The sequence below is a fragment of the Streptomyces sp. NPDC050535 genome (genome assembly GCF_044457665.1).
Classification (GTDB): Bacteria; Actinomycetota; Actinomycetes; order Streptomycetales; family Streptomycetaceae; genus Streptomyces.
The window spans coordinates 416313-438259 of the sequence record NZ_JBITHE010000006.1 but is presented as its reverse complement, the minus strand read 5'-3'; the positions used below and the strand labels follow the sequence as shown (position 1 = coordinate 438259).

The window sequence follows — 21947 nt, the reverse complement described above, 5'->3', positions numbered from 1 at the left end:
CCCCGGGGGGGGGGGCCCCCCCCCCCCCCCCCCCCCCCCCCCCCCCCCGTCCCCAAAAACCCCCCCCCCCCCCCAAAAAAAACCCCCCCCCCCCCCCCCCCGGGCGCCGGGGGGGCCCCCCCCCCCCCCCCCCCCCCCCCCCCCGGCGGCTTTCTGCGGCCCGCGGAGACCTCCCGGGTACCGGAACGCCGGAGGGCCCGCAGCGGACGCGCTGCGGGCCCTCCGGCGTTCTCGTGACTTTCTCGCGCCGTTCCGTATGTCGTGGGGATCGTCCTAGGACTCGTCCCGGCGGAGCGACGGCTTCAGGTCCTTGAACCGGCCCAGCAGGCCGTTCACGAACGCGGGCGACTCGTCCGTAGAGAACTCCTTCGCCAGCTGGACCGCCTCGTCGAGCACCACGGCGTCCGGCGTCTCGTCGACCCAGATCAGCTCGTAGGCACCGAGGCGCAGGATGTTGCGGTCGACCACCGGCATCCTGTCCAGCGTCCAGCCGACGGAGTACTGCGCGATCAGGTCGTCGATCCGCCTCGCCTTGGTGGCGTAGCCCTCGACGAGCTGCATCGTGTACTCACTGACCGGCGGCTGCCGGGTGTCGGTCCGGGAATGCCGGATCCAGTCCGCGAGGACCGTCAGGACGTCCGCGTCGCGCTGGTCGCCCTCGAAGAGGATCTGGAAGGCGCGCTTGCGGGCCGTGTTGCGGGCAGCCACGGTTAGCTGTTCACCCGGCCGAGGTAGTCACTCGTGCGGGTGTCGACCTTGATCTTCTCACCGGTGGTGATGAAGAGAGGCACATTGATCTGGTGCCCGGTCTCCAGGGTGGCGGGCTTGGTGCCACCGGTGGAGCGGTCGCCCTGGACCCCCGGCTCGGTCTCCTGGATGACGAGCTCGACGGCGGCCGGCAGCTCGACGAAGAGCACCGAGCCATCGTGCTGCGCGACGGAAGCTGTGAAGCCCTCGATCAGGAAGTTGGCGGCATCGCCGACGGACTTGCGGTCGACCATGAGCTGGTCGTACGTGTCCATGTCCATGAAGACGAAGTACTCGCCGTCCATGTACGAGAACTGCATGTCGCGCTTGTCGATCGTGGCCGTCTCGACCTTGACGCCGGCGTTGAACGTCTTGTCGACGACCTTGCCGGAGAGCACGTTCTTCAGCTTGGTGCGCACGAAGGCCGGGCCCTTGCCGGGCTTGACGTGCTGGAACTCGACGACGGACCAGAGCTGGCCTCCGTCGAGCTTGAGCACCAGGCCGTTCTTGAGGTCGTTCGTGGAAGCCACGGTTGCGGAATCTCCTGGACTGACGTGGACGACCCCGGGGCACGCGCACAGCCCGGAGGCTAGAGCGCGAGCAGTTCCTTGGTCGTAATGGTGAGTAGCTCGGGTCCGCCGTCCGCCTCGGGGCGTACGACGAGCGTGTCATCGATCCGGACACCGCCCCGGCCCGGGAGGTGGACCCCCGGTTCGACGGTGACCGGCACGCAAGCGTCCAGTTTACCCATGGCCGCGGGGGCCAACTGCGGGTCCTCGTCGATTTCGAGCCCCACACCGTGTCCGGTCAGCGGAGGAAGGCCTTCCGAGTACCCCGCGGAGTCGAGTACCTGACGGGCCGCGCGGTCCACGTCGCGGTAGGCGGCGCCCGGTGCCAGCGCCTCGCGTCCGGCCCGCTGGGCGGCGAAGACCAGGTCGTACAGCTCGATCTGCCAGTCGGCCGGCGAGGTCCCGATCACGAACGTACGGCCGATCTCACAGCGGTAGCCGCGATAGGTCGCGCCGAGACAGACGGACAGGAAATCGCCCTCCTCGACCCTCCGGTCGGTGGGCCGGTGGCCACGGCGCCCGGAGTTCGGGCCGGTGCCGACCGAGGTCGCGAAGGCCGGGCCCTCGGCACCGTGGTCGACGAGCCGGCGCTCCAGCTCGAGCGCGAGATGACGCTCGGTGCGGCCCACCAGGATCGATTCGAGGAGTTCGCCCAGCGCCTGGTCGGCGATCTCGGCGCCGATCCGCAGACAGGAGATCTCATCCTCGTCCTTGATCACGCGGAGCTGCTCCACCGCACCGCCCAGATCGGCGAGCCGCAGCCGGGGCGCGACCGAGCCGATGCCGCGATGCCGGGCCACGGTCAGGTGGTGCTCCTCGACCGCGAGGGACTCGGCGCCCTGGGCGAGCGCCACATCGGCGGCGGCGACGGCCGGGTCACCGCCGGGACCCGGAAGCGCCTGCACCCGCAGCGCCTGATCGGGGCGGCCCTCCTCGGCGGCACCGCTCGGCGGGCCGCCGCAGAGCAGCAGATCCTCCCCCCGGCCGAGCAGGAGGACCGCGCCGGGCGGAGCCGCGCCTGCGAGATACCTCACGTTGGCCGGGCGGGTGACGAGCGCCGTGGCACTGCCGCCCGCCGTACAGCGCTCCCGGAGCCGCTCTCGGCGGGCCGCGTACACCTCTGACATAGACCGAGCGTACGAGCGGCGGCCCGATGGCGCCGGTTCAACGGGGCTGGACGGGCGGCGGGCCCGTCGGGGCTACCACTGGGGAGGGCTGGCGATGGACCGTGCGAGGACGTCGTCCAGGACGCGGGCCGTGGTCGGCACGTCGAGCTGCGAGTTGTCGATGATGGGGAGCCCCGAGCCGTACCAGCCGGCCATCCGGCCGTGGATACGGGCGACTTCCTCGTCCGTGAGCCGGCGGTTTCCGGAGCGCTCGGCGTTGCGCTCCAGGACTATCTCCAGGCCCGGCAGCAGGACGACGGGCAGCAGTCCCGGCCCGACGTGCCGCTTCCAGCCGCCGAGGCCGACGACCGGGCGGTCCGGGAAGACGGCGTCGTCGAGGATGCAGGAGATGCCGTTGGCCAGGAAGTTCCGGGCGGCGAATCCGCAGGTGCGGCGGGCCAGGCGGTACTGCGCCTCGGAATGGTCGTTCCACCCCGCCTGCGGGTCGGCGAACCCCGAGCGCACCCACTCGCGTACGTCGTCGAGGCTGATGTGGGCGGTGGGAACCCGGCGGTGGGCCGCCCAGTACTTGGCGACGCTGGTCTTCCCGGCACCCGCGGGGCCGATGAGCAGCACGGCGAGCGTGATGGACGTGGGGTCCGCCTGGCCCGCGGCGGGCGGCGCGCTCGGCATGGCGACCGGTCCGCCCGGGGGGAGCTGCACATGGCCGGTGGTGTCCGGCGTGGGCGGCACGGGGGCGTGCTGCGGGGGCGCGTGATGCGGGACGTGCGAGTGAGGTGCCACATGGCCCGGGGGCGGTCCGGTGAAGCCGGGAGCGGGTGGTGGCGGGGGGACGGGACCCGGGTGTCCGGGCTGGGGTCCGGCCGGCGACCAGCCGACGGCCGGTCCCTGCCCCGGCTGATGGGGCGGCGGCAGCGGAGCCCCCACTGCGTGCTGCATCCGGTGCCACTCCGTCTCGTACAGGCAATTGGCGCTGGCGAGCGGGGCTTGAGGCCCGCCCTCCCCCACGGCCTTGATGGCCTGGGAGGTACCCCCGACCGAACGGTACCTTCCCCGGCCGCCGATGTGTGAACGGCCGGGGAAGGTGCGAAGTGCCCGTCGGCCGGGGGCAAACCGGGCCAAGTGCGGGCCCGTTGGACGTTACGTTCTTAAGTCACGTCGCCGGGAGCCGGCGATCCGCGCCTACTCCCCCACTTCGCCGTACGCGGCGAGAAGGACGGCCGGATCGGGTCCCTCCAGGACGGTCGGCTTGGCGAGCCCGTCCAGGACGATGAAGCGCAGCAGGTTGCCGCGGGACTTCTTGTCGACCTTCATGGTCTCCACCAGCTTGGGCCACTGGTCGTAGCGGTAGCGCAGCGGAAGGCCGACGGACTCCAGGATCGTGCGGTGGCGGTCGGCCGTGGCGTCGTCCAGCCGCCCGGCGAGCCGCCCGAGTTCGGCGGCGAAGTGCATCCCGACGGCGACGGCCGCGCCGTGCCGCCACTTGTAGCGCTCGTTCTTCTCGATCGCGTGCGCGAGGGTGTGCCCGTAGTTCAGGATCTCGCGCAGCCCGGACTCCTTGAGGTCGCCGGAGACCACCTCGGCCTTGACCTTGATGGACCGCTCGATCAGCTCGGCCGTGTGCGGGCCGGCCGGCGTGCGGGCCGCCTCGGGGTCCTCCTCGATGAGCTCCAGGATCACCGGGTCGGCGATGAAGCCGGCCTTGATGACCTCCGCGAGCCCGGACACGAAGTCGTTGACCGGCAGCGAGTCCAGCGCGGCCAGGTCGCAGAGCACTCCGGCCGGCGGGTGGAAGGCACCGACGAGGTTCTTGCCCTCCGCGGTGTTGATGCCGGTCTTGCCGCCGACCGCCGCGTCCACCATGGCCAGCACGGTGGTCGGGACCACGATCCAGCGCACTCCGCGCAACCAGGTCGCCGCCACGAATCCGGCGAGGTCGGTGGTGGCACCGCCGCCGACACCCACGATGACGTCGCTGCGGGTGAAGCCCGACTGGCCGAGCGCCTTCCAGCAGTAGGCGGCGACCTCGGCGGTCTTGGCCTCCTCCGCGTTCGGCACCTGGATGGCGACGGCCTCGTAGCCCTGCTCGCCCAGGTCGGCGCAGAGCGCGGCGCCGGTGTCGGCGAGCGCCTCGGGGTGGATGACCGCGACCCGCTTGGCCCCGTCGCCGATCAACCCTCCCAGCTCACCGAGGAGTTGACGGCCGACCAGGACCTCGTAGGGGTCGGTGCCCGCGGTTCCGCCGACCTGGATACGGGTCACTGCCTCGCTCATGCTTCCTTCAACTCCACTGCGTCGAGGACCGCTTGGGCGACCTCTTCGGGGGTGCGGTCGTCGGTGGCCACGACCGCCCGGGCGACTTCGGTGTACAGATGCCGGCGCGCCTCCATCAGGTCGCGCCACTGCCGGCGCGGGTTGACGGCCAGCAGCGGCCTCGCCGTGTTGAGGCCGGTGCGCTTGACCGCCTCCTCGACATCCATCGAGAGGTACACGACCTGGTGCCCGGCGAGCAGGGCGCGCGTCTCCTCGTCCAGGATCGCGCCGCCTCCGAGCGCCAGCACACCCTCGTGCTCGGCCAGTGCCCGCGACACGGCCCGCTTCTCGATCGCGCGGAAGGCCGGCTCGCCCTCGTCGACGAAGATGTCGGCGATGCTGCGGCCCTGCTCACCCACGATGTCGTCGTCGGTGTCCCGCCAGGCGCAGCCCAGCCGCTCGGCGACCAGCGCGCCCACCGTGGACTTGCCCACGCCCATGGGTCCGACGAGGACCATCCGCGGAGCGGTCACCGTACGACCAGGTTCTCGAGGTACGACCGCACGTTGCGGCGGGTCTCGGGGACGCTGTCCCCGCCGAACTTCTCCGCCACCGCGTCCGCCAGCACCAACGCCACCATCGCCTCCGCGACGATCCCGGCCGCCGGTACCGCGCACACGTCCGAGCGCTGGTGATGCGCCTTCGCGGCCTCACCGGTGACCACGTCGATGGTCGCCAGCGCCTTCGGCACGGTGGCGATCGGCTTCATCGCCGCACGCACCCGCAGCAGTTCACCTGTGGTCAGGCCGCCTTCGGTACCGCCCGAACGGCCCGTAGTACGCCGGATCCCGTCCGCGGTGTGCACGATCTCGTCGTGCGCCTGCGACCCCGGCACCCGCGCCAGCTCGAACCCGTCACCGACCTCGACACCCTTGATCGCCTGGATGCCCATGAGAGCCGCCGCGAGCCGGGCGTCCAGCCGCCGGTCCCAGTGCACGTGCGATCCGAGCCCCACCGGGACCCCGTACGCCAGCACCTCGACCACGCCGCCGAGCGTGTCGCCGTCCTTGTGAGCCTGGTCGATCTCCGCGACCATCGCCTTCGACGCGTCGGCGTCCAGGCAGCGCACCGGGTCGGCGTCGAGCTTCTCGACGTCGGAGGGCTTGGGGTGGACGCCGTAGGGGGCCTTCGCCGCCGCCAGCTCCACGACGTGCGAGACGATCTCGATCCCGGCCGTCTCCTTCAGGTACGAACGGGCCACCGCACCCAGCGCCACCCGGGCCGCGGTCTCCCGCGCACTCGCCCGCTCCAGGATCGGCCGGGCTTCGTCGAAGCCGTACTTCTGCATGCCCGCGAGGTCGGCGTGACCGGGCCGGGGCCGGGTCAGCGGGGCGTTGCGGGCCACATCGGCGAGGATCGCGGGGTCCACCGGATCGGCCGCCATCACCTGCTCCCACTTGGGCCACTCGGTGTTGCCGACCATGACGGCCACCGGTGAACCGAGGGTGAGCCCGTGGCGTACGCCGCCCAGGAAGGTGACCTCGTCGCGCTCGAACTTCATCCGGGCACCGCGCCCATAACCGAGCCGCCGCCGGGCCAGGTGGTCCGCCACCATGTCCGTGGTGATCGGCACACCGGCGGGAAGTCCCTCCAGCGTCGCCACCAGTGCGGGACCGTGGGACTCCCCCGCGGTCAGCCAGCGCAACCTGCTCAACGGTGCTCCTCATGCTCGCGCCCTGGTACTGCTGCTGCGTACGCGCGTCCTCGCGTACGGCGCGACCGGGTGCGCGGCCCTGGCCCGCCGCCTCCGATCCTCCCACGTCCACGTATGAGAACCGGCCACTGGTCCATCAGGCGGACGCGGCGCGACAGGGAGCGGGGGCGTCAGTGGGCGGCGAGGGCGTGTTCGCCGGCCTTCCGCATGGCGCCGAGCGGCGCGGGCGAAAGCCCGGTCATCTGCTCGGCCTGGAGCACCGCCTGGTGCACCAGCAGGTCGAGCCCGCCGACGACGGCACCGCCGTACGCGGACCAGCGCGCCGCGAGTTCGGTCGGCCACGGGTCGTACAGCACATCGAACAGCGTGGCGGGCCGCTCGGGAGTGGCCGCGGCCAGCGCGTCCGTCGTGCCCGCAGGGGTGGTGGCGATCACGAGCGGCGCGCTCAGCGCCCGCTCGGCGTCCGACCAGTCCTCCGTGCGTACCCGCAGGTCGAGCCGCTCGCCCCACAACCGCATCTCGGCGGCACGCTCCGCGCTGCGGACATACGCGACGACCTCGCCGGTGCAGATCCGGGCCAGCGCGGCGAGCGCGGACGAAGCGGTGGCGCCGGCACCGAGGATCGCGGCGGAGTCGACCTGCTCGATGCCCCGCTCGCGCAGGGCGGCGACCATCCCGGGGATGTCGGTGTTGTCGCCGACGCGACGGCCGTCCTCGGTGAACACGACCGTGTTGACCGCCTCGACGGAGGCCGCCGTTTCGGTCACCTCGTCGAGCAGCGGGATCACGGCCCGCTTGAGCGGCATGGTCAGCGACAGTCCGGCCCACTCCGGTCCCAGCTTGGCGAAGAAGCCCGGCAGCGCCTCCTCGTCGACCTCGAAACGGTCGTACGACCAGTCACCCAGCCCGAGTTCCTCGTACGCGGCGCGGTGCAGCACCGGGGAGAGGGAGTGGGCGATCGGGGAACCGAGTACGGCGGCTCGGCGCCGGTTGTCGGTACCGCTCATTGCTCCTTCAGTTCTTCGAGGTACCTCTCACGGTTGGCGTTCTGCTCTTCGTTCGTCTCGGCGAAGAGCGTCTTGTCCGCGTTGACCGATACGAAGTAGTACCAGTTTCCCTTGGCCGGCTTGAGCGCGGCCTCGATCGCCTCATCACCGGGATTACTGATCGGCCCGGGGGGCAGGCCCTTGATCTTGTAGGTGTTGTAAGGGTCGTCGATCTGCCGCAGATCGTCGACAGAACCGGTGGCCAGCTTCGATTCGCCCTTGAGGTAGTTCACCGTCGAGTCGAAGTCGAGCAGGCCGTAGGTCTCGGTGTTGTCCGGCTTCAGGCGGTTGTAGACGACCGTCGCGACCTTTTCGAAGTCGTGCTTGTACTTGCCTTCCTTCTGGACCAGGCTCGCCACCGTGAGGAGCTGCAGCGGGTCCTTCAGGTCCAGGGCCTTGGCCTTCGACTCGAGGCCGAAGTCGGCGTACTTCTCCTTGGCCAGGTCGACCATCTGCTTCAGGACGTCCTCGGGCTTCATGCCCTTGGAGACCGCGTAGCTGGAGGGGTAGAGGAATCCTTCCAGCGGATCCTTGATGTCCTCGTCGCTGTTCGCCCAGTCCGGGAGACCGAGGCTCTCCCATTCCTCGTCGGCGACTCCCTCGGTCGTGCCCGACTTGACTTCGAGGCGCTTGTCGATCATCGCGTAGATCTCGGCGTTGCGCTTTCCTTCGGCGATGATCAGGTTGTTGCGGCTGTCGGGGCTGAGCATCAGGCTGACAGCGCTTTCCGCGGACATTTCCTTCTTGAGCGTGTAGACGCCCGCCTGGATCGAATTGCCCTTGGGGTTCTGCGACTGCGCGGCGACAAAAGCATCGACACTCTTGACCACCCCGGCTTCCTTCAACGCCTGCCCGATCGCATAACCACCGGACCCCTTGAGAATGGTCACGTTGACGCTTTCGCCCGCGCCTTCCCCAGCGAAGTCGGGCGCCGAGCCGAAACGAGTTTGGTAGAACTGGTACCCGAAATACCCGACTCCGCCGAGCCCGCCTCCGAAGACCAGGACAACCACCAGACAGGCACACCCACTGCGGCGTTTCTTGCCCTTGCCGTCGCGCTCTTTGCGGTCACCGCGTCCGCCACGGCTCTTGGGATCGTCGTCGTCGAGGTCGTCGTCATCACCGCCGCCGCCCGCGAAGAAGGCGTGCTCGCCCTGGTCGGGCCCGGGATCCCAGTCGGGTGCCGGCTCGGGCTCGACGCGACGACGGGCCGGTGGTTCGGGGGGTGGATAGGCGTCGGGGGTGCCGTACTGGTCGGGCTGCTGACCGCCGTAGGCAACGGGCTGCCCCCCGTAGGGATCGGCCGGATCGGCGGCGTAGGGGACCTGCTGGTGCGCCCCACCCCAGCCACTGTTGTCGTACTGCTGCTGACCCTGGCTCCCGTACTGCTGCTGACCCTGGCCGCCGTACTGCTGCTGTCCCGGGTCGGCGTACTGCTGCTGGCCCTGACCGGTGTACTGCTGCGGGCCCTGGCCGCCGTACTGCTGCCCTGGATCGGCGTACTGCTGCTGGCCCTGGCCGCCGTACTGCTGCTGTGGGTCTGCGTACTGCTGCTGATTCGGATCGACGTACTGCTGCTGGCCCTGGCCCTGGCCCTGATACTGCTGCTGCTCCTGGCTGTAGGCACCCTGCTGGCCGTTGGGCCAGTCGCCGTACTGCTGCTGTTGCGGCTGCTGCGGATATTGCTGCGGCTGGCCGCCGTAGGGGGACTGGCCGTCGTCGGCCTGTCCTCCCCATCCGTTGTCCCCGTACAACGGGTCCTCCGGATGCCACGGTTCGGAGCCTGGGCCCCGGCCATACTCAGTCATTGATCCCCTAGAGCCGCGAGGCGGCGGGCACGCGGTGCTCGCGGCACCGCCTCCGTTCCGTCTCTTCTGCTGTGCGGCGGCTGTTCGAACACCTCCGCATCGCGCGGAACGTTACCGTATCGCGATCAGATGACCACTTCGACGCCCTCGCCCGGAGATTTACCCGACACCCGTTCGGACTCCAGTGCCTGCTGAAGGATAATCACGGCGGCGGCCTGGTCGATGACGGCTCTGCCCTTCTTGGACTTCACGCCCGAGGCGCGCAGGCCCTGACTGGCCGTCACCGTGGTCATTCGCTCGTCCAGGAGCCGGACCGGGACGGGAGCGATGCCCCGGGCGAGGTCCTGGGCGAATGCCCGGACCTTGACCGCGGCCGGCCCCTCGCCGCCCTTGAGGGAGCGCGGGAGGCCGACGATCACCTCGATCGGTTCGTACTCCTCGACGAGCTGCCTCAGCCGGCGCTGCGCCGCTGGGACATCGCGCCCCGGGACCGTCTCGACCGGGGTCGCGAGGATCCCGTCGGGGTCGCACGAGGCGACCCCGATGCGGGCGTCCCCGACGTCGATCGCGAGACGACGTCCTCTGCGCATGTCCACAGGCGCTACTTGGCCGTCTCGGCGACGAGCCGCTGGACCGCGTCCATGGCCTCGCCGATGGCGGCCGGGTTCTGGCCGCCGCCCTGGGCGACGTCCGGCTTGCCGCCACCGCCGCCACCGAGGGTCTTGGCGGCCGTACGGACCAGTTCACCGGCCTTGAGACCGCGCTCGCGGGCGGCTTCGTTGGTGGCGATTACCGTGAGGGGCTTGCCGTTGGCAGTGGTGAACAGGGCGACCACGGCGGCCCGTCCGCCCTGGATGCGGCCGCGCACGTCGAGAACCAGCTTGCGCAGGTCGTCGGCGCTGGTGCCGTCCGGGACCTGGCCGGTGACGAGGGCGACGCCGTTCACGTCCTTGGCGGAGTCGACGAGACCACCGGCGGCCTGGAGAACCTTCTCGGCGCGGAACTTCTCGATCTCCTTCTCGGCGTCCTTCAGCTTGCCGAGCATGGCGGAGATCTTCTCCGGAAGCTCCTCGGGCCGGCCCTTGACCAACTCCTGGAGCTGGGCGACGACCGTGTGCTCACGGGCGAGGAAGTTGTACGCGTCGACGCCTACCAGGGCCTCGATGCGGCGCACTCCGGAGCCGATGGACGACTCTCCCAGCAGCTTGACCAGGCCGAGCTGGGCGGTGTTGTGCACGTGGGTGCCGCCGCACAGCTCCTTGGAGAAGTCGCCGATGGTGACGACGCGGACCCGCTCGCCGTACTTCTCGCCGAACTCGGCGATGGCGCCCTGCTTCTTGGCCTCGTCGAGGCTCAGGATCTCGGCGTGCACGTCCAGGTCGCGGGCGAGCACCTCGTTGATCTGCTGCTCGACATCGGTCATCACCGTGTGCGGGACGGCCGACGGGGAGCCGAAGTCGAAGCGGAAACGGCCGGGCTGGTTCTCGGAACCGGCCTGGGCGGCCGTCGGGCCGAGCGCGTCGCGCAGCGCCTGGTGGGTGAGGTGCGTGGCCGAGTGGGCACGGGCGATGGACGTACGGCGGCGGACGTCGATGGAGGCCTGGGCCTTGGCACCGACGGTGACCTCGCCGACCTGGACGACGCCCTTGTGGACGTACACGCCCGGGACAGGCTTCTGGCAGTCACGGACCTCGACGACGGCACCGGTGTCGAGCCTGATGCGGCCGGTGTCGCCGATCTGGCCGCCGCCCTCGGCGTAGAAGGGCGTGCGGTCGAGGACGATCTCGACCTCGTCGCCCTCGGTGGCGGCGGGCGACGAGGCACCGTCGACCAGGATGCCGACGATCGTCGACTCGCCCTCGGTGCGGTCGTATCCGATGAAGTCGGTCTCACCGGCGGCGTCGGCGATCTGGCGGTAGGCGCCGAGGTCGGCGTGGCCGGTCTTCTTGGACCGGGCGTCGGCCTTGGCCTTGTCCCGCTGCTCCTTCATCAGGCGGCGGAAGCCGTCCTCGTCCACGGAAATGCCCTGTTCGGCGGCCATTTCGAGGGTGAGGTCGATCGGGAAGCCCCAGGTGTCGTGGAGCAGGAAGGCCTTGTCGCCGGCCAGCACCTTGCCACCGGCGGCCTTGGTCTCCGTGACGGCGGTGTCGAGGATGTTCGTGCCGGCCCTCAGCGTCTTGACGAAGGCGGCTTCCTCGGCGAGGGCCACGGTCTCGATGCGCTTGCGGTCGGAAACCAGCTCCGGGTACTGCTGGCCCATCATCTCGATCACGACGTCGACGAGGTCCTGCACGACCGGGCCGGTGGCCCCGAGCAGTCGCATGTTGCGGATGGCGCGGCGCATGATGCGGCGCAGCACATAGCCGCGGCCCTCGTTGCCGGGGCTCACGCCGTCGCCGATGAGCATGACGGAGGTGCGCATGTGGTCGGTGACCACGCGCAGCGAGACGTCGGAGTCCGGGGCCGCGCCGTACTCGACGCCGGTCAGCTCGGTGGCCTTCCTGATCACGGCCATCGAGGTGTCGATCTCGTACAGGTTCTGCACGCCCTGCAGGATCATGGCGAGACGTTCGAGGCCGAGGCCGGTGTCGATATTCTTGCTGGGCAGCTCGCCGAGGATCTCGAAGTCGTCCTTGGAGATGCCCTCGCCGCGCTCGTACTGCATGAAGACCAGGTTCCAGATCTCCACGTAGCGCTCGTCGTTGACGGCCGGGCCGCCCTCGACACCGAATTCCGGACCGCGGTCGTAGTTGATCTCGGAACACGGGCCGCAGGGTCCGGGGACGCCCATGGACCAGTAGTTGTCCTTCTTGCCCAGGCGCTGGATGCGCTCGGCCGGGACACCGATCCTGTCGCGCCAGATCTGCTCGGCCTCGTCGTCGTCGAGGTAGACCGTCACCCACAGGCGCTCCGGGTCGAGCCCGTAACCGCCCTTGTCCTGGGGGGAGGTGAGCAGCTCCCAGGCGTAGGTGATGGCCCCTTCCTTGAAGTAGTCGCCGAAGGAGAAGTTGCCGCACATCTGGAAGAAGGTGCCGTGCCGGGTGGTCTTGCCGACCTCTTCGATGTCGGGCGTGCGGACGCACTTCTGCACGCTGGTGGCGCGCGGCCACGGCGGCTTGACCTCACCGAGGAAGTACGGCTTGAAGGGGACCATGCCGGCCGGGACCAGGAGGAGAGTCGGGTCGTCCGCGATGAGCGACGCCGAAGGAACGACGGTGTGACCGCGCTCCTCGTAGAAGCTCAACCAGCGGCGACGAATCTCGGCCGACTCCATCAGTGGTCCTCATTCCGGTTGTACGGGTACGTCGACCTCTCGACGTGCCTCGGGTCCTTGCTGTAGTTCGGGTTGTTGCGGTTCTCGATCGCGGCACGGCGTCGCGAGCCCGGCAGTTCATGCTCGCCGGGCGCGTTCAGGCCGAGTACCTCGTCGAGTTCGGCCTCCCGCTGGAGCATGCCGTCGCGGACGTCGAGCGCGAAGTCCTTGAGCCGGTGGCCCGCGTCGAGTGCCTTGTTCGCGGCCTGCGCCGCGAGGCTCTCGGGGGTCAGCTGCCTGAGCTTGCGGTTGACTTTGGTGGTGGCCCACACGCCGGCGGCTGCGCCCGCGCTGAACCAGAACGTACGGCGGAACATCGCTGCGTCAGTCCTTCTTCCGCTTTCCCCGTCGCGCCGACGGGACGGTGCGGCCCACGATCACGGTACGTCGGGACGCCTTGGGGCTCTCGTTCTCACGCCGGCCTCCGATGGCCCGGCGCACGCCGTAGCCGAAGGCCGCGACCTTGACCAGGGGGCCGCCGAAGGTGGAGGCGACCGTGGTGGACAGCGCCGACGCGTTCGACGTGACCTCCTGGACGTCGGACGCGATGGCGTCGACACGGTCGATCTGGGTCTGCGCGGAGCGCACTGTCGAGGAGGCGTCGGCCAGCAGTGGGACGGCCTGGTCGGTCACGTCCGCCACGAGCTTGGTGGTCGCCTTGAGCGTCTGGGCCAGCCTCGCCAGCGCGACGGCGAGGAAGGAGACCAGGATCGCCCAGAAGACGGCCACCAGGATCCCGGCCACCTCTCCACCGGACACTGTGTGCACCCGCTCCCTGATACGTGCCTGAGCATCGAAAAGTCGTTTCCCGAGCCTATCGCGCCGGGGCCGCCGCTCCGTACCGCATTAAGGCCGCCCGGCACCAGAGTCCCGTGCGGCGATTGTACGGACCGCACACGGGTCAGTACGCTCCGTGTTCCATGCGAGGCTCTCACCGCTCCGACCGTTCGCCGCTCGGCAATCTGCCCCTGGAACTCAACGCGTTCGTGGGCCGCTCGGCCGAACTGGCGCGACTCGCCGAGGCACTGGAGGCGGCACGGCTGGTGACGGTGACGGGCACGGGAGGCGTCGGCAAGTCCCGGTTCGCCGCGCGTGCCGCGGCGCGGACCGACGTACGCGACGGGGCTTGGCGGGTGGACCTGTCCGCGGTACGCGAGCCGGACCTCGTCGAGCACGCGGTCGTCGAGGCTCTCGGCCTCACGGACCACACGTCGAAGCCGCCGCGCCAGATCCTTCTCGACGCTCTCGCCGGGCGCCAACTCCTTTTGGTGCTCGACGGGTTCGAGCATCTGGTGGACGTGTGCGCGTCGCTGGTGGCCGAGTTGCTGAGAGGTGCGCCGGGGCTGCGGGTGCTGGCCGCGGGGCGCCGGCCCCTGGACGTGGAGGGTGAGCGGCTGTTCCCGCTGCCTCCGCTGGCCGAGCGCGAGGCGGTGGAGCTGTTCGAGGACCGGGCGGGGGCCCGGGTGCCGGGATTCGCGCTGGACGACGCGAACCGTTCCGACGTACGGGAGTTGTGCCGGCGCCTCGACGGGATCCCGCTCGCCGTCGAGCTGGCGGCGGGGCGGCTGAGCGCCCTCTCCCCCGCGCAGTTGCTGTCCCGGCTGGAGGACCGTTTCCGGCTGCTGACGGGCGGCGGGCGCGACGCACCGGCCCGGCATCAGACCCTGCGTACGGCGATCGGCTGGAGCCATGAGCTGTGCACGCCCGGGGAGCGGCTGCTGTGGTCGCGCCTTTCGGTCTTCGCGGGACAGTTCGACCTGGAGGCCGCCGAGTACGTCTGCAGCGGCGACGGGCTGCACACCGACGACGTCCTCGACGTGCTGGGCGAACTGCTCGCCCAGTCGGTGCTGTCCCGCGAGGAGACCGCGACGGGCGTGCGCTACCGGATGCTGGACACGGTCGGGGCGTACGGCGCCGACTGGCTGGCCGCGACGGGCGACGCGCCACGTCTGCGCCGCCGTCACCGCGACTGGTACATGGGCCTGGCCACCTGGTGCGAGCTGGACTGGTTCTCGCCGCGGCAGGGCGAGGTCGCCGCGCGCGTCGAAACAGAGCTGCCGAACCTGCGCCGGGCGCTGGAGCACTGCCTGACCGAGCCCGGCGAAGCACATCTGGGCCAGTACATCGCGGGCACCCTCTGGTTCTACTGGGTCGGCTGCGGGCGGCTGTCGGAGGGGCGGCACTGGCTCCAGCGCGGCGTGGAACTCGACGGCGACCGCGATCAGTCGCGGCTCAAGGCGCTGTGGGTGCTGGGCTATGTGGCGGTGCTCCAGGGCGACATGGTGCCCGCCCTGACCGCGCTCCAGGAGTGCCGTGAGGAGGCCGACCGCACCGGCAACCCGACGGCGGTGGCGTACGCCGAGCACCGCACCGGCTGCCTGGCCCTGCTCACGGACGACATGCCCCGCGCCGAGACCCTGCTGCGTTCGGCGCTGGACCGCTACCACTCGATCGGCGAGCTCAACAGCAACGTGCTGATGGGGCAGGTGGAGCTGGCGATGGCACTGGCGTTCCAGGGGGATCTGCCGGACGCGGTGAAGTTGTGCGAGGACGTCCGCCAGGTGTGCGAGGACCACGGGGAGCGCTGGGCGCTGGCGTACGCCTTGTACGTCCTGGCGTACGGGGCGCAGGCCGAGGGCGATCAGGCGCGGGCCCGGCGTCTCCTCGAGGAGGGCATCGGCATCGGTCATGCCTTCAACGATCTGCTCGGCAACGTCCTCGCGATCGAGCTGCTCGCGCTGGTCACCGCGGAGGAGGGCGATCCGGCGGAGGCCGCCCTGCTGCAGGGGGCCGCTTCCGGGATGTGGCCGTCGGTGGGCCTGCCGCTGTTCGGTTCGGCGTACTACAACGCGCCGCACGCGCGGTGCGAGGCGAGTGTCCGCGAGCGGCTGGGCGACGAGCGGTACGAGGAGTGCGTACGGCAGGGGGCGCGCCTGGGCAACGAGGCTGCGGTGGCGCGGGCGCTGGGACGGCCCGGTGCCCGGCCGCTCACCGCGGTGCCGGCGCCGCGCGGGCTGCCCCCGGACATGCGGAAGCCCGCCGTCTCGCCCACCTCGAAGGGCGGCGAGACGACGGGCTGACACGCAGGTGGTGCTACGTCCGCCGGAAAGCGATCAGCGGGCGTAGTACTCGACGACGAGCTGCTCGTCGCAGATCACCGGGATCTCCTTGCGGTTCGGCTCGCGGTCCAGGCGGAACGCCAGGGCGCCGAGGTTCACCTGGAGGTAGCGCGGGGTCTCGCCGTCGGGGGCGAACCCACCGGCGCGGGAGACCTCGAACAGCGTCTTGCTGCGGCTGCGCTCGCGGACCATGACGACGTCGTCGGGCCTGACGCGGAACGACGGCTTGTCGACCTTGCCGCCGTTGACCTCGATGTGGCCGTGGACGACCATCTGGCGGGCCTGGTAGATCGTGCGGGCGATGCCCGAACGCAGGACCAGCGCGTCGAGACGGCGCTCGAGCTCGATGATCAGGGCCTCGCCGGTCTTGCCCTGGACCTTGGAGGCACGCTCGTAGGCGCGGACGAGCTGGCGCTCGGACACGTCGTACTGCGCGCGCAGACGCTGCTTCTCGAGCAGACGGACCTTGTAGTCCGAGTTCTGCTTACGGCCACGGCCGTGCTCGCCCGGCGGGTAGGGGCGGGCCTCGAAGTACTTGACGGCCTTCGGGGTCAGCGCGATGCCGAGGGCACGCGACTTCTTGACCTTGGGGCGGGGCTGATTCGCCACTCTGTGTCTCTCTTTTCTGGGTTTCGGCTCACCAGAGTTAAAGGAGGTCGCATCCGCAGCCTGGGAAACCCTTCGGGCCCTTACGGACCTTGCTGGGCAGCCGCTCCCTGGACTGGGCACATACGTGCAGCACGCGAGTGGCCCACCGACCTTTTCCCGGTACCGGGAGGGTGGTGGGCTGCCCGCGACACCTTCGACGGTGCGCGACGCTCCTGGAATCCCCCCATGAAGGCGGGGGCTCCGGCTGGATGTCCCGTTCTGGTGGTGCCGACCGGAGCCGGACACGGGACGCAGCGCTTCGAGGATTCTACAGGGTGGTCAGGACCGCCCTCGACCGAGGTGCTTCCTGGTCCATTCCACCGCGTCCGCGTAGCGCGCCTCGGCGCCGTGCCGGGTTGGGGTGTAGTACTCCCGGTCCTTGAGCTCCTCCGGGGCGTACTGCTGGGGAGCGATGCCCTCGGGCAGGTCGTGCGGGTACACGTAGCCCTGGGCGTGCCCGAGCTTGGCCGCGCCCTTGTAGTGCCCGTCACGCAGATGCGTCGGCACGGGGCCCGCGTGCCCCTTGCGTACGTCCTCCATGGCGGCGCCGATCGCCACCGTCGCGGCGTTCGACTTCGGGGCCAGGGCGAGGGCGATGGTGGCGTGGCTGAGCGTGAGCGCGGCCTCGGGGAAGCCGATCATCGCGACGGCCTGGGCGGCCGCGACGGCTGTCGGCAGGGCGTTCGGATCGGCCAGGCCGATGTCCTCGCTTGCGGAGATCATCAGGCGGCGGGCGATGAAGCGGGGGTCCTCACCGGCCTCGATCATCCGGGCCAGGTAGTGCAGGGCGGCGTCCACGTCCGAGCCGCGGATGGACTTGATGAGCGCGCTCGCCACGTCGTAGTGCTGGTCGCCGTCGCGGTCGTACTTCACGGCGGCCCGGTCGACGGTCTCCTCCAGGGTCTGGAGGGTGATCTCGGGCTCGCCCTTGTCGAGCGCGGCCCCGGCGGCGGCCTCCAGGGCGGTCAGGGCGCGGCGGGCGTCACCGCCGGCGATCCGCAGGAGGTGCTCCGCGGCGTCCTCGGGGAGGGTGACGGCGTCCTTGAGGCCGCGCTCGTCGGAGAGGGCGCGCTTGAGGAGACCGCGCAGGTCGTCGTCGCCGAGTGGTTCGAGGGTGAGGAGGAGGGAGCGGGAGAGCAGGGGGGAGATCACCGAGAAGTACGGGTTCTCGGTGGTCGCCGCGATCAGCGTCACCCAGCGGTTCTCGACGGCCGGGAGGAGGGAGTCCTGCTGGGCCTTGCTGAAGCGGTGGATCTCGTCGAGGAAGAGGACGGTCTCCTTGCCGAAGCCGCCGGTCGCACGGCGTGCGCTCTCGATGACCGCACGGACCTCCTTGACGCCGGCGGTGATCGCGGAGAGCTCGACGAATCGCTTGTTCGTGGCCTTGGAGACCACGTACGCCAAGGTCGTCTTGCCGGTGCCCGGTGGGCCCCAGAGGATCACCGAGGAGGGTCCGGCCGGGCCCCCGCCGCTCTCCCCGACCAGTCTGCGCAGGGGTGAGCCCGGCTTCAGCAGATGCTGCTGGCCGACGACTTCGTCGAGGACACGCGGGCGCATCCGGACCGCCAGGGGACTGCTGGACGGGTCCTTCTCCTGGCGTTCTTCCGCCGCGGCGGTGAATAGGTCGGGCTCCACGGAGAAAACCCTACCGGGGGTCTGGGGGGTGTCCCCCAGAAGGGCCAGTACGCCACTGACAACCCCCCTCCCGCCCGGGAGGGGCCGCTGTCAGCTGGTCCAGAAGTCCCACCAGCGCGTCAGGATCAGCATCCCGATGATGCCGATGTGCAGCACCGGCAGGACCCAGGTGAACTCGTCGAGGAAGCTCTTCAGCCAGCTCGGCGCGGGCAGGAAGCCGTTGCGGATGTTGGACGAGGTCACGTACCAGAACATGATGATCGTGGCGGCCCACGCCAGGCAGCACCACAGGCACAGCGAGTTGATGCGGTAGAGCGACTGGAACTGCAGCCAGGTACAGAATCCGACACCGAAGAGCGTGCCGAAGTTGAAGGTCAGCCAGTACCAGCGCGGGAAGGTGGCACGGGCGAGCAGGCTCATGCCGACGCCGATCACGATGGCGTACGTCACCAGGCCCAGCATCGGGTTGGGGAACCCGAAGGCCGAGGCCTGGTCGCTCTTCATGATGTTGCCGCAGGACACGACCGGGTTCAGGCTGCACCCGGGCACGAAGTCCGGGTTCTCCAGCAGCTTGAACTTGTCGATCGTGATGACCCACGCGGCGAGCAGACCGGCCGCCCCCGTGATCACCAGCAGCAGGGCGAGCGCGCGGCTGCCGCCGACCGTCCGCGGCGGGGCGACGGTGCGGTCATCCTGGTCGGTGGAGACGTCCTTGACTGTCGTCTTGCTCATCACGCCGTTTCCGTAGCTTCGAAGGGGCCTGCGGGCACGGACATTGTGCCGCACGCGCCCGTATGCCCACCGTTCGACGGGCATAAGGAAGCACGTGCCCGCAGGCCTCGACGGGCGGGCCGATCAGCCCAGCCGCCCCGCGATCTCCGCCACGATCCCGTCGACCGCCACCGCGCTCTGGTCCCCGGTCTCCATGTCCTTGAGCTGCACCACGCCTTCGGCGAGATCCCGCTCACCGGCGACGATCGTGTACCGGGCGCCCGACCGGTTCGCGTTCTTCATGGCGCCCTTGAGCCCCTTCGCGCCGTAGGAGAAGTCCGCCGCGACGCCGGCCCTGCGCAGTTCGGTGACCACACCGAAGAGCACCCGCCGGGCCTCCTCCCCCAGGGGGACCGCGAACACGCTGGTTGACGCGGGGAGTTCGAGCGAGACGCCCTCGGCCTCCAGGGCGAGGACCGTACGGTCGACGCCGAGTGCCCAGCCGACGGACGGCAGCGCGGGCCCGCCGATCATCTCGGAGAGGCCGTCGTAACGGCCGCCGCCGCCGACCGCGGACTGGGAGCCCAGACCGTCGTGGACGAACTCGAAGGTGGTGCGGGTGTAGTAGTCGAGCCCGCGCACGAGCCTCGGATCGTCCTCGAAGGAGACGCCCGCGGCCGTGATCAGCTCGCGCACCTCCTCGTGGTACGCCTTGCACGCGTCGCACAGGTAGTCACGCAGCAGCGGGGCGCCGGTCAACTGCTTCTGGACGTCGTCGCGTTTGTCGTCGAGGACCCGCAGCGGGTTGATCTCCGCGCGGCGGAGCGTCTCCTCGTCCAGGCTCAGCCCGCGCAGGAAGTCCTGAAGCGCGGCCCGGTAGACGGGACGGCACTCCTTGTCGCCGAGGGAGTTCAGCAGGATGCGGAAGTCGCGCAGCCCGAGCGAGCGGTACGCCTGGTCCGCCAGGATGATCAACTCGGCGTCGAGCGCCGGGTCCTCGGCACCGATCGCCTCGGCACCCACCTGCGAGAAGTGCCGGTAACGGCCCTTCTGGGGGCGCTCGTAGCGGTAGTAGGAGCCCGAGTACCAGAGCTTGACGGGGAGGTTGCCCGCCTTGTGCAGGTTGGCCTCGAGCGCGGCGCGCAGCACGGACGCGGTGCCCTCCGGGCGCAGCGCCAGCCTGTCACCGCCCTTGGTCTCGAAGGCGTACATCTCCTTGGTCACGATGTCGGTGGACTCACCGACCCCGCGCGCGAACAGTTCGACGTTCTCGAAACCGGGCGTCTCGATGTAGCCGTAGCCGGAGTTCCGGAGCGGGGCGGCGATCGCCTCGCGGACGGCGAGGTACTTCGCGCTGTCCGGCGGAACCAGGTCGTACGTGCCCTTGGGGGCCTTGAAGGTGCTCACGAAGTCTCTCGTCACATTCCTCGTCGAGGAGCGGATGTCGGGTCCGCCCCGCGTGCTTGGCCGGCTGCCGCCACCTGCCGCAGATACGGGTTGGTGGCGCGCTCCTGGCCGATGGTCGTCTGGGGGCCGTGGCCGGACAGCACCACGGTCGAGTCGTCGAGCGGCAGGCACACACGGGCCAGCGAGTCGAGGATCTCGGAGTGGGAGCCGCCCGGCAGGTCGGTGCGCCCGATGGAGCCGGCGAAGAGCAGATCCCCGGAGAAGAACACGGACGGGACCTCCGTGGTCTCGGGCATCCGGAACGCCACCGACCCCTTCGTATGTCCGGGCGCGTGCGCGACGGACAGCTCCAGGCCGGCCAGTTCCAGCCGTGCGCCGTCGGTGAGCTCATGGACGTCGTCCGGCTCCCCCACGGTCAGTTCGCCCATCAGCGGCATCCCGATGGAACGGCCGAGCGCCTTCTCCGGGTCGCTCATCATGTACCGGTCCTCGGGGTGGATCCAGGCCGGCACGTCATGCGCTCCGCACACCGGGACGACCGAGGCGACATGGTCGATGTGGCCGTGGGTGAGGATGACCGCGACGGGCTTGAGCCGATGCTTGCTGAGCGCCTCCTCGACTCCCTGGGCGGCCTGATGGCCCGGGTCGATGATCACGCACTCCTCACCCGCGCCGGGGGCGACCAGATAACAGTTGGTCCCCCAGGCTCCTGCGGGGAACCCGGCAATGAGCACGATCGTCCTTCGTTTGTGGCGTACGAGGTCATACGGCGTCGTACGGGGCGGACGGCTGTGGCTCAGAGCCTACCGGCGCTGCCGTTTCCTCAGCGAACCCATATACGGTACGGGGCACACGCAGGCGGTCGGCTCACAAGACGCACGCGTCCCACTTGACGTACGAGACGCATGAGGAGAAAACCCGGTGGTCACCCAGGAGCAGCGGCGGCGTCAGCTCGCCCGGGAGAAGTTCTTGCGACAGCAGCAGCGGCGCACGGCCGCTCGGCGCAAGACGCACGCACGCAACGCGATCATCGCCTCGGTCCTCGGCGTCATCGTGGTGGGCAGCGTCGTGTCCTACGCGACCGGCGTGTTCAAGAACGACGACAGCAAGGCGAACGCGAACGCGGAGGTGACCCCGAGCGCCTCGGCGTCCAGCGCGGCGCCGGATCCGTGCGAGAAGGCCGCGGCCGGCAAGGTCAAGTCGCTGACGTGGAAGAAGGAGCCGGCGGTCACCATCGACAAGTCCGCGGGCTACACGATGAAGATGGCGACGACCTGCGGCGAGATAGACATCGCCCTGAACACGGCCAAGGCGCCGCACACCGTCAACTCGTTCAACTTCCTTGCGGGCAAGGGGTTCTTCGACCACACGAAGTGCCACCGGCTCACCACCAACGGCATCTACGTTCTCCAGTGCGGTGACCCGACGGGCGCCGGCTCCGGCGGCCCCGGCTACACGATCCCGGACGAGAACCTGAAGGACAAATCCCTTACGGGCGGTGTGTATCCGGCGGGCACGATCGCCATGGCCAACACCGGTCAGGCGCACACCGGCGGCAGCCAGTTCTTCCTCGTCTACCAGGACAGTCAGCTACCGGCCAGCTACACACCGTTCGGGACGATCTCCAAGTCCGGAATGACGGTCCTGGAGAAGATCGCGGCGGCCGGTGAGAGCACCGGTGCGGGCGACGGAGCGCCCAACGCGACCGTCGTGATCAACAAGATGACCGTGGCGAAATCCTGAGCGCCAGACTGCGAAATCTCGGTCGCGCGGGATGCGGACAGCCGCCCTGCCGGTCGCCTATGTTGGCCGTGACGAAACTGTGGACGATGCCCGGGGGCGCTGACGCC

20 protein-coding genes are annotated in these 21947 nt (G+C 70.1%); 2 read left to right on the top strand and 18 right to left on the bottom strand.

All coding sequences use genetic code 11. From position 1 onward, the window contains the following. Positions 1–273 precede the first annotated feature (273 nt). From nusB to ACIBLC_RS17365, 13 genes are all read right to left on the bottom strand, one after another. On the bottom strand, positions 274–708 hold the full coding sequence (gene nusB, locus ACIBLC_RS17425; RefSeq protein ID WP_399211799.1) for a transcription antitermination factor NusB: 435 nt from the start codon (positions 706–708) through the stop codon (positions 274–276). Positions 709–710: 2 nt separating this feature from the next. Further along, positions 711–1277: an elongation factor P gene (gene efp, locus ACIBLC_RS17420; protein WP_399211798.1), complete on the bottom strand. Its 567-nt coding sequence runs from the start codon at positions 1275–1277 to the stop codon at positions 711–713. Positions 1278–1336: 59 nt separating this feature from the next. Further along, complete coding sequence (locus tag ACIBLC_RS17415) at positions 1337–2443, bottom strand: M24 family metallopeptidase (protein ID WP_399211797.1); 1107 nt, start codon at positions 2441–2443, stop codon at positions 1337–1339. A 72-nt stretch (positions 2444–2515) separates the two neighbouring features. Further along, positions 2516–3382 carry a Pro-rich N-terminal domain-containing protein gene (locus ACIBLC_RS17410; protein ID WP_399211796.1) on the bottom strand — a complete coding sequence of 289 codons (867 nt, stop codon included), beginning with the start codon at positions 3380–3382 and terminating at the stop codon, positions 2516–2518. Between the two features lie 243 nt (positions 3383–3625). Continuing rightward, entirely contained in the window at positions 3626–4717 is a 1092-nt protein-coding gene (gene aroB / locus ACIBLC_RS17405; RefSeq protein ID WP_399211795.1) for a 3-dehydroquinate synthase, read from the bottom strand. Further along, on the bottom strand, positions 4714–5229 hold the full coding sequence (locus ACIBLC_RS17400) for a shikimate kinase (RefSeq protein WP_399211794.1): 516 nt from the start codon (positions 5227–5229) through the stop codon (positions 4714–4716). The genes aroB and ACIBLC_RS17400 overlap by 4 nt, the downstream gene beginning before the upstream one ends. Continuing rightward, positions 5226–6410: a chorismate synthase gene (gene aroC, locus ACIBLC_RS17395; RefSeq protein WP_399211793.1), complete on the bottom strand. Its 1185-nt coding sequence runs from the start codon at positions 6408–6410 to the stop codon at positions 5226–5228. Before aroC ends, ACIBLC_RS17400 begins: the two co-directional genes overlap by 4 nt. Before the next feature lie 170 nt (positions 6411–6580). Continuing rightward, positions 6581–7417, bottom strand: coding sequence for a shikimate dehydrogenase (locus tag ACIBLC_RS17390; protein ID WP_399211792.1), 837 nt, complete (start codon positions 7415–7417; stop codon positions 6581–6583). Further along, on the bottom strand, positions 7414–9264 hold the full coding sequence (gene mltG, locus ACIBLC_RS17385) for an endolytic transglycosylase MltG (protein WP_399211791.1): 1851 nt from the start codon (positions 9262–9264) through the stop codon (positions 7414–7416). Before mltG ends, ACIBLC_RS17390 begins: the two co-directional genes overlap by 4 nt. 125 nt (positions 9265–9389) lie before the next feature. Beyond that, the gene (ruvX, locus tag ACIBLC_RS17380; protein ID WP_399211790.1) at positions 9390–9854 is read right to left on the bottom strand and encodes a Holliday junction resolvase RuvX; all 465 of its coding nucleotides are present in this window, start codon (positions 9852–9854) and stop codon (positions 9390–9392) included. An 11-nt stretch (positions 9855–9865) separates the two neighbouring features. Further along, entirely contained in the window at positions 9866–12538 is a 2673-nt protein-coding gene (gene alaS, locus ACIBLC_RS17375; protein ID WP_399211789.1) for an alanine--tRNA ligase, read from the bottom strand. Then, a complete protein-coding gene (locus ACIBLC_RS17370) occupies positions 12538–12894 on the bottom strand; it encodes a DUF6167 family protein (protein WP_399211788.1) in 357 nt (118 codons plus the stop codon). The genes alaS and ACIBLC_RS17370 overlap by 1 nt, the downstream gene beginning before the upstream one ends. A 7-nt stretch (positions 12895–12901) precedes the next feature. Beyond that, positions 12902–13345 (bottom strand): DUF948 domain-containing protein, encoded by a 444-nt coding sequence (locus ACIBLC_RS17365; RefSeq protein WP_399211787.1) that lies wholly within the window; start codon positions 13343–13345, stop codon positions 12902–12904. A gap of 152 nt (positions 13346–13497) precedes the next feature. Between ACIBLC_RS17365 and ACIBLC_RS17360 the strand changes: the two genes are divergently transcribed. Further along, positions 13498–15657, top strand: a complete 2160-nt coding sequence (locus ACIBLC_RS17360; protein WP_399211786.1) for an ATP-binding protein — start codon at positions 13498–13500, stop codon at positions 15655–15657. A gap of 33 nt (positions 15658–15690) precedes the next feature. Here ACIBLC_RS17360 and rpsD read toward each other — a convergent pair whose 3' ends face one another. From rpsD to ACIBLC_RS17335, 5 genes are all read right to left on the bottom strand, one after another. Further along, complete coding sequence (rpsD, locus tag ACIBLC_RS17355) at positions 15691–16305, bottom strand: 30S ribosomal protein S4 (RefSeq protein ID WP_399211785.1); 615 nt, start codon at positions 16303–16305, stop codon at positions 15691–15693. 318 nt (positions 16306–16623) lie between these two features. Beyond that, positions 16624–17979 carry a replication-associated recombination protein A gene (locus ACIBLC_RS17350; RefSeq protein ID WP_399211784.1) on the bottom strand — a complete coding sequence of 452 codons (1356 nt, stop codon included), beginning with the start codon at positions 17977–17979 and terminating at the stop codon, positions 16624–16626. 90 nt (positions 17980–18069) lie between these two features. Continuing rightward, positions 18070–18711 carry a vitamin K epoxide reductase family protein gene (locus ACIBLC_RS17345; RefSeq protein WP_399211783.1) on the bottom strand — a complete coding sequence of 214 codons (642 nt, stop codon included), beginning with the start codon at positions 18709–18711 and terminating at the stop codon, positions 18070–18072. Between the two features lie 123 nt (positions 18712–18834). Beyond that, positions 18835–20097 carry a histidine--tRNA ligase gene (gene hisS / locus ACIBLC_RS17340; RefSeq protein WP_399211782.1) on the bottom strand — a complete coding sequence of 421 codons (1263 nt, stop codon included), beginning with the start codon at positions 20095–20097 and terminating at the stop codon, positions 18835–18837. Positions 20098–20108: 11 nt separating this feature from the next. Continuing rightward, the gene (locus ACIBLC_RS17335; protein ID WP_399211781.1) at positions 20109–20831 is read right to left on the bottom strand and encodes an MBL fold metallo-hydrolase; all 723 of its coding nucleotides are present in this window, start codon (positions 20829–20831) and stop codon (positions 20109–20111) included. A 187-nt stretch (positions 20832–21018) separates the two neighbouring features. Here ACIBLC_RS17335 and ACIBLC_RS17330 point away from each other — a divergent pair, with 187 nt between their 5' ends. Then, complete coding sequence (locus tag ACIBLC_RS17330) at positions 21019–21840, top strand: peptidylprolyl isomerase (protein ID WP_399211780.1); 822 nt, start codon at positions 21019–21021, stop codon at positions 21838–21840. Positions 21841–21947 lie beyond the last annotated feature (107 nt).

Excerpts from the sequence above, each read along its gene's own strand:
- ACIBLC_RS17415 (WP_399211797.1), bottom strand. The coding sequence starts at position 2,443 with ATGTCAGAGGTGTACGCGGCCCGCCGAGAGCGGCTCCGGGAGCGCTGT.
- ACIBLC_RS17410 (WP_399211796.1), bottom strand. The coding sequence starts at position 3,382 with ATGCAGCACGCAGTGGGGGCTCCGCTGCCGCCGCCCCATCAGCCGGGG.
- aroB (WP_399211795.1), bottom strand. The coding sequence starts at position 4,717 with ATGAGCGAGGCAGTGACCCGTATCCAGGTCGGCGGAACCGCGGGCACC.
- ACIBLC_RS17390 (WP_399211792.1), bottom strand. The coding sequence starts at position 7,417 with ATGAGCGGTACCGACAACCGGCGCCGAGCCGCCGTACTCGGTTCCCCG.
- mltG (WP_399211791.1), bottom strand. The coding sequence starts at position 9,264 with ATGACTGAGTATGGCCGGGGCCCAGGCTCCGAACCGTGGCATCCGGAG.
- ruvX (WP_399211790.1), bottom strand. The coding sequence starts at position 9,854 with ATGCGCAGAGGACGTCGTCTCGCGATCGACGTCGGGGACGCCCGCATC.
- alaS (WP_399211789.1), bottom strand. The coding sequence starts at position 12,538 with ATGGAGTCGGCCGAGATTCGTCGCCGCTGGTTGAGCTTCTACGAGGAG.
- ACIBLC_RS17370 (WP_399211788.1), bottom strand. The coding sequence starts at position 12,894 with ATGTTCCGCCGTACGTTCTGGTTCAGCGCGGGCGCAGCCGCCGGCGTG.
- ACIBLC_RS17360 (WP_399211786.1), top strand. The coding sequence starts at position 13,498 with ATGCGAGGCTCTCACCGCTCCGACCGTTCGCCGCTCGGCAATCTGCCC.
- ACIBLC_RS17345 (WP_399211783.1), bottom strand. The coding sequence starts at position 18,711 with ATGAGCAAGACGACAGTCAAGGACGTCTCCACCGACCAGGATGACCGC.